This is a genomic window from Pseudoduganella sp. UC29_71 (genome assembly GCF_042693265.1).
Lineage (GTDB): Bacteria > Pseudomonadota > Gammaproteobacteria > Burkholderiales > Burkholderiaceae_D > Rugamonas.
Genome location: NZ_CP170549.1, coordinates 6059204 through 6073050, shown reverse-complemented (window position 1 = coordinate 6073050; position 13847 = coordinate 6059204). Strand labels below are relative to the sequence as shown.

Sequence of the window (13847 nt, the reverse complement as noted above, 5' to 3'; positions counted from 1 at the left end):
AAAAAGTTTCCCCGCTTGAAGCGAAGATTAGTGAGCAGCCAGAACAGCGGTCAGGAATGGGTTGTTGAAGGTGAACAGCAGAGCAACACCAACGCCAATCATGGAGATCGCATCCAGCAGACCAGCGATAACGAACAGCTTGGTTTGCAGTTGTGGCATCAGTTCTGGCTGGCGAGCCGAAGCTTCCAGGAATTTGCCGCCCAGGATAGCGAAGCCCAGTGCGGTGCCGATAGCGGCCAGACCTACGATGATGGCTACGGCCAGAACGGTCATGCTTTGTACTTGTGCGATCAGAGCTTGCATAAAATTCTCCTAAATTTAAAAAAAACGAAAGATACTAAAAAAACAAATAGAAAGTTGCTGATTAATGCTTCTCAACCGCAAGGGCCAGATACACAACCGTCAACGCCATAAACACAAAAGCTTGCAGAGTTACAATCAGAATGTGGAAGATTGCCCATGGACCACCCAACAGCCACTGCGCCCACCAAGGCAACAACGCGATCAGAATGAAAATCAGTTCGCCGGCATACATATTGCCGAACAGTCGCAGTGCCAGCGAAATAGGCTTCGCCACCAGCTCGATCATTTGGAAGATGAAGTTCACCGGGGCCAGCACGATGGCCATGGCGCCATGCGCGTGGAACGGCGCGGTAAACAGTTCTTTGGTCCAGCCACCAACGCCCTTGGCCTTGATGGAGAAAGCGATAATGCACAGCAGCACCGAGAACGACATGCCGAAGGTGTGGTTCACGTCGGCGGTCGGCACCACGCGCAGCTTGTAGACGCCGAAGAATTCCAGCACTTTCGGCAGCAGGTCAACCGGCAGGAAGTCCATCGCGTTCATCAGCCATACCCACACGAAGATGGTGATGGCCAGCGGCGCGATAACCTTGCTCTTGGCGTGGAAAGCGGAATTGACGGTGTCGTTGACCAGTTCCATGACCCATTCAACGAAATTCTGCAGCTTGCCTGGCACGCCAGGGGTAGCGCGGCGGGCCGCCATGTAGAAGATGCCCAGGAACACCAGGCCCAGAAGCGCCGAAACCCAGAACGTATCCAGGTTGATGGTGTTATCCGCGTTGCGCAGGTGCGACAAGTGGTGCTGAATGTACTCTGTGGCGTTAGCCGGAGCCGCGTGGCCCCCGTGTTCAGTGGTCATAATGTTTGTCAGATTTTGTTAATTAAACTGCTAGCAGCGCGAACCAGTAAGCCAGGGTCGCTACCGCGAAACCTATGATCAGCCATAACCATGCGGCCGACGAGAACAGTACCAGCGCAGTAATGAACAGCGCTGCCGTTATGAAAACTTTAACCATTTCGGCGCGAAAATGCGTCCGGAATGCTTTCTTGGCGTCATTCGTTCCGCCCGCGACAATCATCGCGTACACCAGGCTCCCGATGACTGCGATACCTCCGCCTAAAGCGGCAGACCAGCCTCTCTCAACGCTGCCAAAGTAAGCCGTGGCGGCGGAAAAAAACGTGGCGATTGTGAACTGCAAGGCAACAACTTTAAACACCGGAGAGGCAATGCGCTGAAAAAAATCACTCACTTGCCGGGTTCCCAGAGAAAGCGTATACACCTAAAGACACGGGATTATATTAGGAATTGCTTAGTTTGGTCAAACATGGTGCGCCGCAACATGGCAGTTTGAGCAAGAAAGATACGGTTTTGACGCCGTTTTGAGAAATTTGCACCAAGATAGCGCACGCTGGGTGCGCTATCATTGTGTCAACATTACCACGACTTTTGGTTACCTAACCGCGCAAACGGGTTAGCAAGCCATCCAGCACGTCCAGGTCGGCGAAATCGATCACCATCTGGCCGCGGCCCTTGCTGCCCATCTTGAACACCACCGGCGTGGCCAGCAAATCGGCCAGTTCTTCCTCCAGGCGCAGGATGTCGCCGGACTTGTCCTTCTGCTTGCGCTGCGCCTGCTCGGATTGCTCCTCCTGCGCGCGCTGCACCAGCTTTTCCGTCTCGCGCACCGACAGGCGTTTCGCTACGACAACATTGGCCAGCGTGATCTGGGTGGCGGCGTCCACCGCCAGCAAGGCGCGGGCGTGGCCCATGTCGATGTCGCCGGCCATCAGCATGGTCTGCACCGGGGCGGCCAGGTTGATCAGCCTTAACAGATTGGAAACAGCGCTGCGCGAACGGCCGACCGCCGTGGCCGCCTGCTCGTGGGTGAAGTCGAAGTCGGTGATCAGGCGCTGGATGCCCTGCGCCTCTTCCAGCGGGTTCAGGTCCTCGCGCTGGATGTTCTCGATCAGCGCCATGGCGGCGGCGGTCTTGTCGTCCACTTCGCGCACCAGCACCGGCACGTTTTCCAGGCCGGCCAGCTGCGCCGCGCGGAAACGGCGTTCGCCGGCGATGATTTCATATTTGACCGCGCTGCCCTTGGCCGGCGCGATTGGCCGCACCAGGATGGGCTGCATGATGCCCTGGGTCTTGATCGAGGCGGCCAACTCGGCCAGGCCGCCCTCGTCCATGCGGGTGCGCGGCTGGTATTTGCCCGCTTGCATGTGCGCTACGGCCAGCTCGGTTGGCGCACTGCCGTTCGATGCCGGGTTGGATGGATCGCCGTCGCCGCCCAACAGGGCGTCCAGGCCGCGTCCCAGGCCTTTAAGTTTCTTGGTTGCCATAATTTATCCTGTTACATCTTCTTGATGCGCTTGACCATCTCCGCGCCGAAGGCGATGTACGCCTGCGCGCCCTTGGAGGATGGATCGAAGGTCACTCCCGGCATGCCGTACGACGGCGCTTCGGCCAGGCGCACATTGCGCGGGATGATGGTCTTGAAGACCTTGTCGCCGAAGTGCTGCTCCAGCTGCGCCGACACCTGCTGCGACAGCGTCATGCGCGGATCGAACATCACGCGCAGCAGGCCGATGATCTTCAGGTCCGGATTCAGGTTGGCGTGCACCTTCTTGATGGTGTTCACCAGGTCCGACAGGCCTTCGAGCGCGTAGTACTCGCACTGCATCGGAATGATCACGCCGTGCGCGGCGCACAGGCCGTTCAGCGTGAGCATGGACAGCGCGGGCGGGCAGTCGATCAGGATGAAGTCGTACTCCTTGTCCACCGCCGCCAGCGCATCCTTCAGGCGGCGCTCGCGGTTGTCCAGCTCCACCATCTCCACTTCGGCGCCGGCCAGCTCGCGATTGGACGGCAGCACGTCGAAGCGCCCTGCCTCCGAACGCTGGCGCGCCGTGGCCACGTCCGACTGGCCCAGCAGCACTTCATAGGTCGACGCTGCAAGGCCGGCCTTGTTGATGCCTGCGCCCATCGTGGCGTTGCCCTGCGGGTCCAGGTCCACCAGCAATACGCGCTGGTTCAGTTTGGCCAGTCCGGCGGACAGGTTGACCGTGGTGGTGGTCTTGCCCACGCCGCCCTTTTGATTCGCTACACAAAAAATTTTGGCCATGTATTCTTCTTATGCTGAGTTTCGTTTATACGGTATAAATCGTTTATATAGTTTATTTGGTTTATACGGTATAAATGATTTATACCGTTTATATATTTATTGGCGGCTGATGAAAACCAGGTGGCGTTCCGCGTCCAGCCCCGGCACTTTCAGGGCTTGCAGCCGCTCCACTTTCCACGGCTCCGGCAGGCGCTCGCGCTCGTCCTGCGGCGCCGTGCCCTTCAGGGCGATGAAACGGCCGCCCTCCGCCAGCAGATGCCCGGACCAGTTCACGAAGTCGCTCAGGTCGGCAAAGGCGCGCGACGTGATCACGTCGAACGGCTGCTTCACCTCCAGCTCCTGCACCTTCTTTGTGTACACGGTCACGTTGGCCAGGCCCAGCTCCGCCTTCACCTGCGTCAGGAAGGCGGTTTTCTTGTGCACGGTATCGATCATGGACAGCTTCATGTCCGGTTTCGAAATCGCCAGCACCACGCCCGGCAGGCCACCGCCCGCCCCCACGTCCAGCACGTTCTGCGCACCTGCGAACGCCGGCACGGCGGCCAGCGAGTCCAGCAAATGCAGCGTCATCATCTGCATCGGATCGCGCACCGAGGTCAGGTTGTAGACGCTATTCCACTTGTTCAGCAGCGCCAGGTAATCCAGCAGCTGCTCCTGCTGCGCGGCGGACAGCTCCAAAGCCAGTTCCGCCACGCCCTTGTTCAACACTTCGGCCAATGCTGCACGGTCGAAAAACTTCATTGCACAGCCTCATCTTTCAAGTTCACGAACCCGCCAAAACCGGTCTTTTTCAGGTGCACCAGCAGCAGCGAGATGGCCGCCGGGGTCACGCCCGAGATGCGCGACGCCTGGCCCAGGGTCTCCGGGCGCTGCGCGTTCAGCTTCTGGCGCACCTCCACCGACAGGGCCGTGATGTCCAGATAGTTGAAACCGTCCGGCAGTTTCAGGTTTTCGTAGTGCTCGTGGCGCTCCACTTCCTTGCTCTGGCGGTCGATATAGCCCGAATATTTGAGCTGGATTTCCACCTGTTCCTGCACCGCCGCGTCGTCCACGCCGGGGCCGGCCAGGGCCTGGCCTTCGATGCCGGACATGGTCATCAGCTTGTCGTAGGCCACGCCCGGACGGCGCAGCAGATCGGCCAGCGAATACTCGCGCTCGATGGCCTGGCCGATCACGCGTTCGGACTCGTCCGCAGCCAGGATGCGCGGGTTCACCCACGTGGAACGCAGGCGCTCCAGCTCCTTCGCCACCGCTTCGCGCTTGCGGTCGAAGGCTTCCCACTGCGCGTCGCCGACCACGCCCAGCTTGCGGCCGATCTCGGTCAGGCGCATGTCCGCGTTATCCTCGCGCAGGCTCAAGCGGTACTCCGCGCGGCTGGTAAACATGCGGTACGGCTCCTGCACGCCCTGCGTGACAAGGTCGTCCACCAGCACGCCCAGGTAGGCTTCCGAGCGCGCCGGGGTCCAGGCTTCCTTGCCCTGGGTCTGCAGCGCGGCGTTGATGCCGGCCAGCATGCCCTGCGCGGCAGCCTCTTCGTAGCCTGTGGTGCCGTTGATCTGGCCGGCGAAGTACAGCCCGCCCACCGCCTTGGTTTCCAGCGACGCCTTCAGGCCGCGCGGGTCGAAATAGTCGTATTCGATGGCGTAGCCAGGGCGCAGGATGTGGGCGTTTTCCATGCCCTTCATCGAGCGCACCAGCTCGATCTGCACGTCGAACGGCAGGCTGGTGGAGATGCCGTTTGGATAGAATTCATTGGTCGTCAAGCCTTCCGGCTCCAGGAAAATCTGGTGCGATTCCTTGGACGAGAAGCGGTGAATCTTGTCCTCGATGGACGGGCAATAGCGCGGGCCGACACCCTCGATGACGCCGGTGTACATCGGGCTGCGGTCCAGGCCGGCGCGGATGATGTCGTGCGTTTTCGTGTTGGTGTGCGTCACCCAGCACGGCATCTGGCGCGGGTGCATGGCGGTGGTGCCCATGACGGAAAACACCGGCACCGGGTCCAGGTCGCCCGGCTGCTCGGTCATGGCCGACAGGTCGATGCTGCGGCCGTCGATGCGCGGCGGCGTGCCGGTTTTCAGGCGCCCCTGCGGCAACTTCAGCTCCTTCAGGCGGGCCGACAGCGAGATCGCAGGGGGGTCGCCGGCGCGGCCGGCCGAGTAGTTCTGCAGCCCGACGTGGATCTTCCCGTCCAGGAAAGTGCCGGCGGTCAGCACCACGGCTGGCGCCAGGAACTTCAGGCCGATCTGGGTGACGGCGCCCACCACGCGGTCGCCCTCCACCATCAGGTCGTCCACAGCCTGCTGGAACAGCCACAGGTTGGGCTGGTTTTCCAGGCGCGAGCGGATGGCCTGCTTGTACAGGATGCGGTCGGCCTGGGCGCGGGTGGCGCGCACGGCAGGGCCTTTGGAGGAATTCAGGATGCGGAACTGGATGCCCGCCTCGTCGGTGGCAATCGCCATGGCGCCGCCCATCGCGTCGACTTCCTTGACCAGGTGGCCTTTGCCGATGCCGCCGATGGAAGGGTTGCACGACATCTGGCCCAGCGTCTCTATGTTGTGCGTCAGCAAGAGCGTCTTCTGGCCCATGCGGGCAGAAGCGAGGGCCGCCTCGGTGCCGGCATGACCGCCACCGACGACGATGACGTCGAATTGGGTAGGAAATAACATTTTTGGTATTGGGGTGAATGCGAGGAATGAGATCAGATTATAGAGTCTTTTTGCTGCTGCGACTTTTTTAGGCAGAAAATTTAGCAAATTGTTCCACGTGGAACACTGCTACTTGCGCGGACCAGGCGTGCGGATCAGCATAAAAATGGGCGAAAAGAGGCGCAAAAAAGGGCGCCTCAGCGCCCTCATCCACTGTTCCACGTGGAACAATCACTTCAGAAACGCGTCATACCCCGTCTTGAAGATCAGTATCGTCACCACCACCAGGAACAGGCGGCGCACGAAACCGCTGCCGTGCTTCAGCGCCAGCTTGGTGCCGAGGATGGAGCCACATACCTGGCACACGGCCATCATCAGGCCCAGCTGCCAGATCAGGTGGCCGCTGTAGCCGAACCACACCAGCGCCGCAAAGTTGCACGCCACGTTAACCACCTTGGCCACGGCGGACGCGGCCAGGAAGTCGAAGCCGAAGAAGCGCACGAACAGGAACACCAGGAAGCTGCCGGTGCCCGGCCCGAAAAAGCCGTCATAGAAGCCGATGGCCGCGCCGATGATCACCGCCCACACCTGCTCGCGCAGGCCGCTGTGCAGCGGCGCATGGACACTGCCCAAGTCCTTCTTCCAGAACGTGTACGCCGCCACCGCGACCAGCACGGCAGGCAGCAGGCTGCGCATGAAGTCCGCCGGGATGCGAGTCACGGTGTACGCGCCCAGGAAAGCAAACACCAGCGCCGCGAGCGAAGCCGGCGCCGCGGTCGACCAGGCGATGCGGACCCGGCGCGCATAATTGACGGCAGCGGCAGCGGTACCGAAGATGGACGCCATCTTGTTCGTGCCCAGCAGCGTGGCCGGCGCCGTCGTCGGAAACACCGAGAAAATCGCAGGGATCTGTATCAACCCTCCCCCGCCCACCACCGCATCGACCAGCCCAGCCGAAAACGCCGCCACACCCAACACCAGATAATCGACCATCACCCGCCACCGCTCGCGCAAACAAAGAAGCCCATCATTGTACGTAAGAAACCCTATCGCCGCCCGCCGCCAGCCGGCCTCTGCCTCATTCGAAGTCTGACGGGGACGCCGAGTCCCCGAATGCGGCTCAGCTCGGCAGATTTTGGTGTAAGCTGGAATGCCAACATTCTTCGCCAGCTAACAGCCGACCTCGCCATGAATGACTTTCCTGCTTTCGCTTTCAGTACCGTTCCGCATATCGTTTCTGAACTGGGCGCGGCCCGGAAATTGGGGGAGCATGTGCGCGCCCGCTTTCCGTCGGCGCAGCGCGCGCTGTTGGTGACCGATCCGGGCTTCCTGAAAACCGGGCTGGTGCAGGCGCCCGCCGATAGCCTGGCGGCGGCCGGGTTCCACGTGCAAATCCATTCGGATGTGGTGGCCGATCCGCCGGAGCAGGTGGTGCTGGCGGCTGTGGCTGCCGCGCGCGCGCATGAGGCGGATGTGGTCATCGGCCTGGGCGGCGGCAGTTCGATGGACGTGGCCAAGCTGATCGCCGTGCTGGCGGGCAGCGAGCAGCCGCTGTCGGCCATCTACGGCATCGGCAATGTGCAGGGGTCGCGCTTGCCGCTGGTGCAGATACCAACCACGGCGGGCACCGGTTCGGAAGTCACCAACATCGCCATCGTCACCACCGGCGAAACCACCAAGATGGGCGTGGTGGCGCCGCAGCTGTATGCGGACCTGGCCATCCTGGATGCGGAGCTGACCATGGGCTTGCCCGCCATGGTGACCGCCGCCACCGGCATCGACGCGATGGTGCATGCGATCGAGGCCTACACCAGCCGCCACAAGAAGAACCCGCTGTCCGACATGCTGGCGCGACAGGCGCTGGGACTGTTGTCGCGCAATGTGATCCCGGCCTGCGAGAACGGCAAGAACCTGGCTGCGCGCCAGGCCATGCTGCTCGGGGCGATGCTGGCGGGGCAGGCGTTTTCCAACGCGCCGGTGGCGGCGGTGCACGCGCTGGCCTATCCCATCGGCGGCATCTTCCATGTGCCGCACGGGCTGTCGAATTCACTCGTGCTGCCGCACGTGCTGCGCTTCAACGCGCCGGCGGCGGCGCCGCTGTATGCGGAACTGGCGGCCATCGTGGTGCCGCACGCGGCGGGGTCGGTGGAGGCGCGGGCGGAGGCGCTCGTTGTTGCAATGCAGCAGATCGCCGCCATGTCGGGGATAGAGCGCACCCTGCAGCAAGTCGGCATCGCGGAGCGCGACCTGGACCGACTGGCGGACGACGCCATGCTGCAAACCCGTTTGCTGGGGAATAACCCGCGCGAGCTGACACGCGACGACGCGCGCGCCATTTACGCCGCTGCATTGTGAGGGAAGTGTTTTGGAACAACTCTCCTGCCGCGGCAGGAGAGTTGCAGACAGCCGGCTTAGCTGGGGCTTAGTTCGGCACGTCCACCGTGGTGCTGGTGGCGGTGATGGCGTTGGCACCGGCGGAGGCGGCGATCGGCGGCAGGTTGGCGACCGTGATCGGCACTGCGTTGCTGGCGCGCGTGGTGGTGCGCACCACTTGCGACGGCGGCAGCGGCGCCCCGGCCGGATTGCGCAGGTTGGCGTACACCGCATCGAGCGCGCGGAACAGGTACAGGTGCAGCGGCACCACGTTGCCCGGCAAGGCGTTGGAGAAGGAGTCGAAGTGGTTGGCGTTGGTCACTTCGATATAGCGCAGCTTGCTGGCACTGCCCTCCACCGTTGCGTTCAGGCCCAGGTAGGCGCGCGAGGCGTGGTTGACCGGGATTAGCGCGTCGCTGCGCCCGGCCACGATCACGGCCGGCTTGCCCTTCAAGTTGCCGCTGGCCAGCACTTCCGCGATGCCCGCCTTCACGCGCGCGCTCTGGTCCGCCAGCGTGCCTGTCAGCGCGGCGCCGGTGACCGGATTGGTGCCGGTGGCCAGCGAACGCAGGCACAGGAAACCGTCCAGCGACTGGTCGGGCGCATTGGTCGACGGCGATACGCCCAGGTTGTACGCCTTGGCGCCGCCTACCGAATTTTCATAGATCACGCTGCCGATGATGCCGTTCTGGGTGGCGAAGCTGGAGGCCTTGACGGCCGCCGTCATGGCGGCCGGGGCGCCGGTGGCGTCCACGCCCGCGAAGGTAAAGCCGCACACCTTGTCGAGCGCACTGAACTTGCCGTAAGCGTACGCATAGGTGACCGCCACCAGGATGTTGGTGCCGGCGTGCGCGGCCTGCAGCACTTCGGCTTCCGCGTTCCAGCCGTAGGCCTTCAGGCGCGCCTTGGCGTCGCTCTGCTGGTCCGCCAGGCTGGCGCCGGTCAGCAGGCCCTTGGCGGCCAGCGCGCTGCAGCGGCCGCCGGCCGCCACTTCGGCCAGGCACGGCTGGTACAGCGCGGCAAAAGTGGAGTAGTCGAACAGCGCCTTGCCCTGGGAAGGCACAGGAGCCCCGCCAAGGCGCACGGAGTAGCCGGTGGCTGTCCTGGGCTGGATTTGCGGTTCGGTGGCCGCCACGCCGCTGATAAGGCCCTTGGTGTCCTGCTCGGCAGCCAGCAGGGCGGCGCCGGCGCCGTTGGAGATGCTGGAAGCAATCGCCACGCTGTTTTTCGGGGTCAGGCGCACCAGGTGGCTCTTGCCGTCCGACGCCAGCTGGCCGTAGCGCTCGTTGAGCACGTAGTAGGCGAATTCCACCGCCTGCAGCGTGACCTTGCCCCAGTCCTTTTCCGGATTCAGCTGCGAATGCGCGTGCTTGAAGGCGACGCGGCCCGGATTGCTGGCGGCGAAGGCGGCGCGCTCGGCCTCGCTGATGGCCGGCGCGAAATTGGCGTTCTTGCCGGCCGTGGTGCGCGTGGCGCGCTGGCCGTTCTGCAGGTTCACGCTGTCGTCCTCGAAGGTGTAGAGGCCGGTGCCGCTGCCCTTGTCCGCGTAGGCCACGGCACAATTGTTCTTCAGGCCCCACTCGCCGGCGCTGCCGATGGCGCCGTAGATGCCACGCGAGCCGCTCGAGGTGCCGGTGACGATGCAGGGATTGACCGGGTCGAAGGTGGCCGGCACCTGCACCATCAGCGTCACGTTCTGCTTGCCGGTGCCGTCGTCGGCGTAGGCGATGTATTCGGTGCCGGCCACCTTGCCCTCGCCCGCGCCGGGCACGCCGGCGGCATTCACGTTGGGGCCATACAGGGTGCCGTAGCCGCTGTTGGCGCTGATGTCGAGCACGGCGCGGTAATTGGCGTAGATGGCGTTGCGGCGAAGTTCGGCGGCGGTGGGCTTCAGCGGGTCGGCGTAACTGGGGGGCGGCGGCGGCGGCCAGGCCGGTGCGGCCCAGGCCCGCCGTCAGCAGGTCGTCCGAGTTCCCGTCGTAACTGGTGCTGGTCACCGTGCCCAGGTAGGACGGCAGCACGTTCAGTTCTTCCGGCCCGTTGCTGCTGTCGCCGCAGGAGGCCAGCGTCGCCACGGCAGCGGCCAGCGCGGTCAGCCTGAGTAGTTTGGCGGTGCGGATATTGTTTTTGGTCATGTCTCCTCCGTCTTGCAAGTTAGAAGTGAAAAAAAACGCCGGACGAGTCCGGCGCTTCTGCTTGTTCAGGCTGGCTTCTTGCGATCGAAGCGCGCCACGATTTCCCCGACAATTCCGCGCCGGAACAACAGCACGCAGGCCACGAAGATCAGCCCGGTCACCATGCTGACCGCTTCGCCCAAGGTGTTGAACCATTCCACGCCGGTATTGCGCGCCAGGAAGGTGCCGATGTCGCCCAGCTTGTTTTCCAGCATGATGATGATGAGCGCGCCCAGTATCGGGCCGGCCAGCGTGCCCATGCCGCCCACCAGGGTCATCAGGATGACCAGGCCGGACATGGTCCAGTGCACGTCGGTCAGCGTTTCAAAGCCCAGCACCACGGTCTTGGTGGCGCCGGCCAGGCCGGCCAGCGCGGCCGACAGCACGAAGGCCATCAGCTTGTACTTGTCCACGTCGTAGCCCAGCGAGATGGCGCGCGGCTCGTTTTCCTTGATGGCCTTGAGCACCTGGCCGAAGGGCGAATGCACGGTGCGCACGATGAGCGCAAAGCCGGCTACGCAGATGGCCAGCACCACAAAGTACAGCACGGTGTCGTTGGCCAGGTCGATGGCGCCGAACAGTTTTCCACGTGGAACGCCCTGCAGGCCGTCCTCGCCGCCCGTGAAGGGCGCGCGCAGCGCACCGAAGTACACCATCTGCGCCAGCGCCAGCGTGATCATCGAGAAATAGATGCCCTGGCGGCGGATCGCCAGGCTGCCCATCACGAGGCCGATCAGCGCGGCGCCCACGACGCCGGCCAGCAGGCCCAGCTCGAACGGCCAGCCCAGGTCGCGCAGCGCGTAGCCGGCCAGGTAGCCGGCGCCGCCGAAGAAGGCGGCGTGGCCGAACGACAGCAGGCCGGTGAAACCGATCAGCAGGTTGAAGGCGCAGGCGAACAGCGAGAAGCACAGCAGCTTCATCAGGAACACCGGATAGCCGACGAAGGGCGCGGCCAGCGCAATGGCCAAGGCGATGGCATAGCCTATGTTTTTATTCATGGATGCTTCCTCTTATTTCTCTTTGCCGAACAGGCCGGCCGGGCGCAGCAGCAGCACGATGACCATCACCACGAACACCACGACGGCCGAGCCTTCGGGGTAGAACACGCGGGTCATGCCCTCGATCACGCCCAGCGCCAGGCCGGTCAGGATGGAGCCCATGATGGAACCCATGCCGCCGATCACCACCACGGCGAACACGACGATAATCAGGTTCGAGCCCATCAGCGGCGAGACCTGGATGATGGGCGCGGCCAGCACGCCGGCAAAGCCGGCCAGCGCCACGCCGAAGCCGTAGGTCAGGGTCACCATCAGCGGCACGTTGACGCCGAACGCCTCCACCAGCTTGGGGTTCTCGGTGCCGGCGCGCAGGTAGGAGCCGAGCTTGGTTTTCTCGATCACGTACCAGGTGGCCAGGCACACGGTGAGCGAGGCGACCACCACGAAGCCGCGGTAGTTCGGCAGGAACATGAAGCCCAGGTCGGTGGCGCCCTGCAGCAGCGCCGGCGTCTCGAACGGCTGGCCGGACACGCCGTAGAACGAGCGGAACACGCCCTCCACCACCAGCGTGATGCCGAAGGTCAGCAGCAGGCCGTACAGGTGGTCCAGCTTGTAGAGCCAGCGCAGCATGGTTTTTTCAATGATGATGCCGAACAGGCCGACCACGATGGGCGCCAGCGCCAGCATGGCCCAGTAATTCAGGCCGAAATAGGTCATGCCCATCCAAGCCAGGAAGGCGCCCATCATGTACAGGGCGCCGTGCGAAAAATTGATGACGTTGAGCAGGCCGAAGATCACGGCCAGGCCCAGCGACAGCATGGCATAGAAGGAACCGTTGACGAGGCCCAGCAGCAGCTGGCTCATCATTGCAGGCAGGGGGACGCCGAATATATCCATATCTACTAATTTTCCAGGAGAGAGGTAGGGCGGGTTGCGTCCTCCGGACCAACCCGCCATGCACGCGGCGCAGGCGCGCTACAGGATTACTTCCAGAGCGCGCACTTGGTTTCGGCCTTGGTCACATAAGCCTGGTCGCCGGGAATGGTGGCCACCACCTTGTAGTAATCCCAAGGGTATTTCCATTCCGACGGCTTCTTCACTTCCATCAAGTACATATCGTGCACCATGCGGCCGTCCTGGCGGATCACGCCGCCCTTGGCGAACATGTCATTGATCGGCGTTTTCTTCAGCTGCGCCATCACCTTGTCCGAATCGTCGGTGCCGACCGCCTTCACCGCCTTCAGGTAGTTGGCGGTGGCCGAGTAGTCGGCCGCCTGCAGCATGGACGGCTCCTTCTTCATCTTCTCGAAGTAGCGCTTGGACCAGGCGCGGGTGTCCGGGTTCAGGTCCCAGTACCAGCCGTCGGTCAGGTACATGCCCTGGGTGGTGTTCAGGCCCAGCGAGTGGATGTCGTTGATGAAGATCAGCAGGCCGGCCAGCTTCATCTTCTTGGTGATGCCGAACTCGTTGGCCGCCTTGATGGAGTTGATGGCGTCGCCGCCCGCGTTGGCCAGGCCCAGAATCTGCGCGCCGGACGACTGCGCCTGCAGCAGGAAGGACGAGAAGTCGGACGCCGACAGCGGATGCTTCACACTGCCCAGCACCTTGCCGCCGGCCGCCTTTACCACGTCGGCGGTATCCTTTTCCAGCGACGCGCCGAAGGCGTAGTCGGCGGTCATGAAGTACCAGTTCTTGCCGCCCTGCTTGGCGATGGCGCCGCCGGTGCCGCGCGCCAGCGCCACGGTGTCGTAGGCGTAGTGCACGGTGTACGGCGTGCATTCCTCGTTGGTCAGGCGGGCCGAACCGGCGCCGATCGAGATGAAGATCTTCTTCTTCTCGCCCGCCACCTTGGCCATGGCCAGGTTGGCGCCCGAGTTGGTGCCGCCGATCAGCAGGTCCACGCCCTGCTGGTCGAACCATTCGCGCGCCTTGGAGGCGGCGATGTCGGCCTTGTTCTGGTGGTCGGCGGAGATGAATTCAACTTTCTTGCCGGCGATGACCACGCCGGCATCGGCGATCGCCATCTTGATCGCTTCCGCGCCGCCCAGGCCGTCGATATCGGAATACAGGCCGGACATGTCGGTGATGAAGCCGATCTTGATGGTGTCGCCGGACACCTGGGCTTGCGCGCCGCAGGCCAGGCCCAGGGCGCAAACTGCTGCGGTTGCGGTGGCGATAGTTTTGAGTTTCATTTTTTTGTCTCCGTCCTAAAGGTTTTGTAGTGGT

At 63.1% G+C, this 13847-nt stretch carries 12 protein-coding genes and 1 pseudogene; 1 reads left to right on the top strand and 12 read right to left on the bottom strand.

Annotated features, from left to right (window positions below; all coding sequences use genetic code 11):
- Positions 1–27 precede the first annotated feature (27 nt).
- The 8 genes from atpE to ACFJI2_RS27080 all read right to left on the bottom strand — a co-directional run bounded on the left by atpE (position 28) and on the right by ACFJI2_RS27080 (position 7069).
- A complete protein-coding gene (gene atpE, locus ACFJI2_RS27115; RefSeq protein ID WP_025595441.1) occupies positions 28–303 on the bottom strand; it encodes a F0F1 ATP synthase subunit C in 276 nt (91 codons plus the stop codon).
- A 61-nt stretch (positions 304–364) separates the two neighbouring features.
- Positions 365–1162, bottom strand: a complete 798-nt coding sequence (gene atpB / locus ACFJI2_RS27110; RefSeq protein ID WP_025595439.1) for a F0F1 ATP synthase subunit A — start codon at positions 1160–1162, stop codon at positions 365–367.
- 22 nt (positions 1163–1184) lie between these two features.
- Positions 1185–1553 carry an ATP synthase subunit I gene (locus ACFJI2_RS27105; protein ID WP_025595438.1) on the bottom strand — a complete coding sequence of 123 codons (369 nt, stop codon included), beginning with the start codon at positions 1551–1553 and terminating at the stop codon, positions 1185–1187.
- A gap of 205 nt (positions 1554–1758) precedes the next feature.
- Positions 1759–2646: a ParB/RepB/Spo0J family partition protein gene (locus ACFJI2_RS27100; protein ID WP_377702653.1), complete on the bottom strand. Its 888-nt coding sequence runs from the start codon at positions 2644–2646 to the stop codon at positions 1759–1761.
- Positions 2647–2657: 11 nt separating this feature from the next.
- Positions 2658–3428, bottom strand: a complete 771-nt coding sequence (locus tag ACFJI2_RS27095; protein ID WP_025595436.1) for a ParA family protein — start codon at positions 3426–3428, stop codon at positions 2658–2660.
- 96 nt (positions 3429–3524) lie between these two features.
- Positions 3525–4169, bottom strand: coding sequence for a 16S rRNA (guanine(527)-N(7))-methyltransferase RsmG (gene rsmG, locus ACFJI2_RS27090; RefSeq protein ID WP_377702652.1), 645 nt, complete (start codon positions 4167–4169; stop codon positions 3525–3527).
- Positions 4166–6097, bottom strand: a complete 1932-nt coding sequence (gene mnmG / locus ACFJI2_RS27085) for a tRNA uridine-5-carboxymethylaminomethyl(34) synthesis enzyme MnmG (RefSeq protein WP_025595434.1) — start codon at positions 6095–6097, stop codon at positions 4166–4168. Before mnmG ends, rsmG begins: the two co-directional genes overlap by 4 nt.
- A 210-nt stretch (positions 6098–6307) precedes the next feature.
- Positions 6308–7069: a TSUP family transporter gene (locus ACFJI2_RS27080; RefSeq protein ID WP_107869620.1), complete on the bottom strand. Its 762-nt coding sequence runs from the start codon at positions 7067–7069 to the stop codon at positions 6308–6310.
- 195 nt (positions 7070–7264) lie between these two features.
- Between ACFJI2_RS27080 and ACFJI2_RS27075 the strand changes: the two genes are divergently transcribed.
- Positions 7265–8431: an iron-containing alcohol dehydrogenase gene (locus ACFJI2_RS27075; protein WP_377702651.1), complete on the top strand. Its 1167-nt coding sequence runs from the start codon at positions 7265–7267 to the stop codon at positions 8429–8431.
- A gap of 67 nt (positions 8432–8498) precedes the next feature.
- On the opposite strand, the pseudogene ACFJI2_RS27070 reads toward ACFJI2_RS27075, so the two are convergent.
- The 4 genes and pseudogenes from ACFJI2_RS27070 to ACFJI2_RS27055 all read right to left on the bottom strand — a co-directional run bounded on the left by ACFJI2_RS27070 (position 8499) and on the right by ACFJI2_RS27055 (position 13813).
- Positions 8499–10584: pseudogene (locus ACFJI2_RS27070) on the bottom strand (3-hydroxybutyrate oligomer hydrolase family protein).
- A gap of 65 nt (positions 10585–10649) precedes the next feature.
- The gene (locus ACFJI2_RS27065) at positions 10650–11621 is read right to left on the bottom strand and encodes a branched-chain amino acid ABC transporter permease (protein WP_107869617.1); all 972 of its coding nucleotides are present in this window, start codon (positions 11619–11621) and stop codon (positions 10650–10652) included.
- A 12-nt stretch (positions 11622–11633) separates the two neighbouring features.
- Entirely contained in the window at positions 11634–12518 is an 885-nt protein-coding gene (locus ACFJI2_RS27060; protein ID WP_107869616.1) for a branched-chain amino acid ABC transporter permease, read from the bottom strand.
- 86 nt (positions 12519–12604) lie between these two features.
- A complete protein-coding gene (locus ACFJI2_RS27055; RefSeq protein ID WP_377702650.1) occupies positions 12605–13813 on the bottom strand; it encodes an ABC transporter substrate-binding protein in 1209 nt (402 codons plus the stop codon).
- Between the last annotated feature and the right edge of the window lie 34 nt (positions 13814–13847).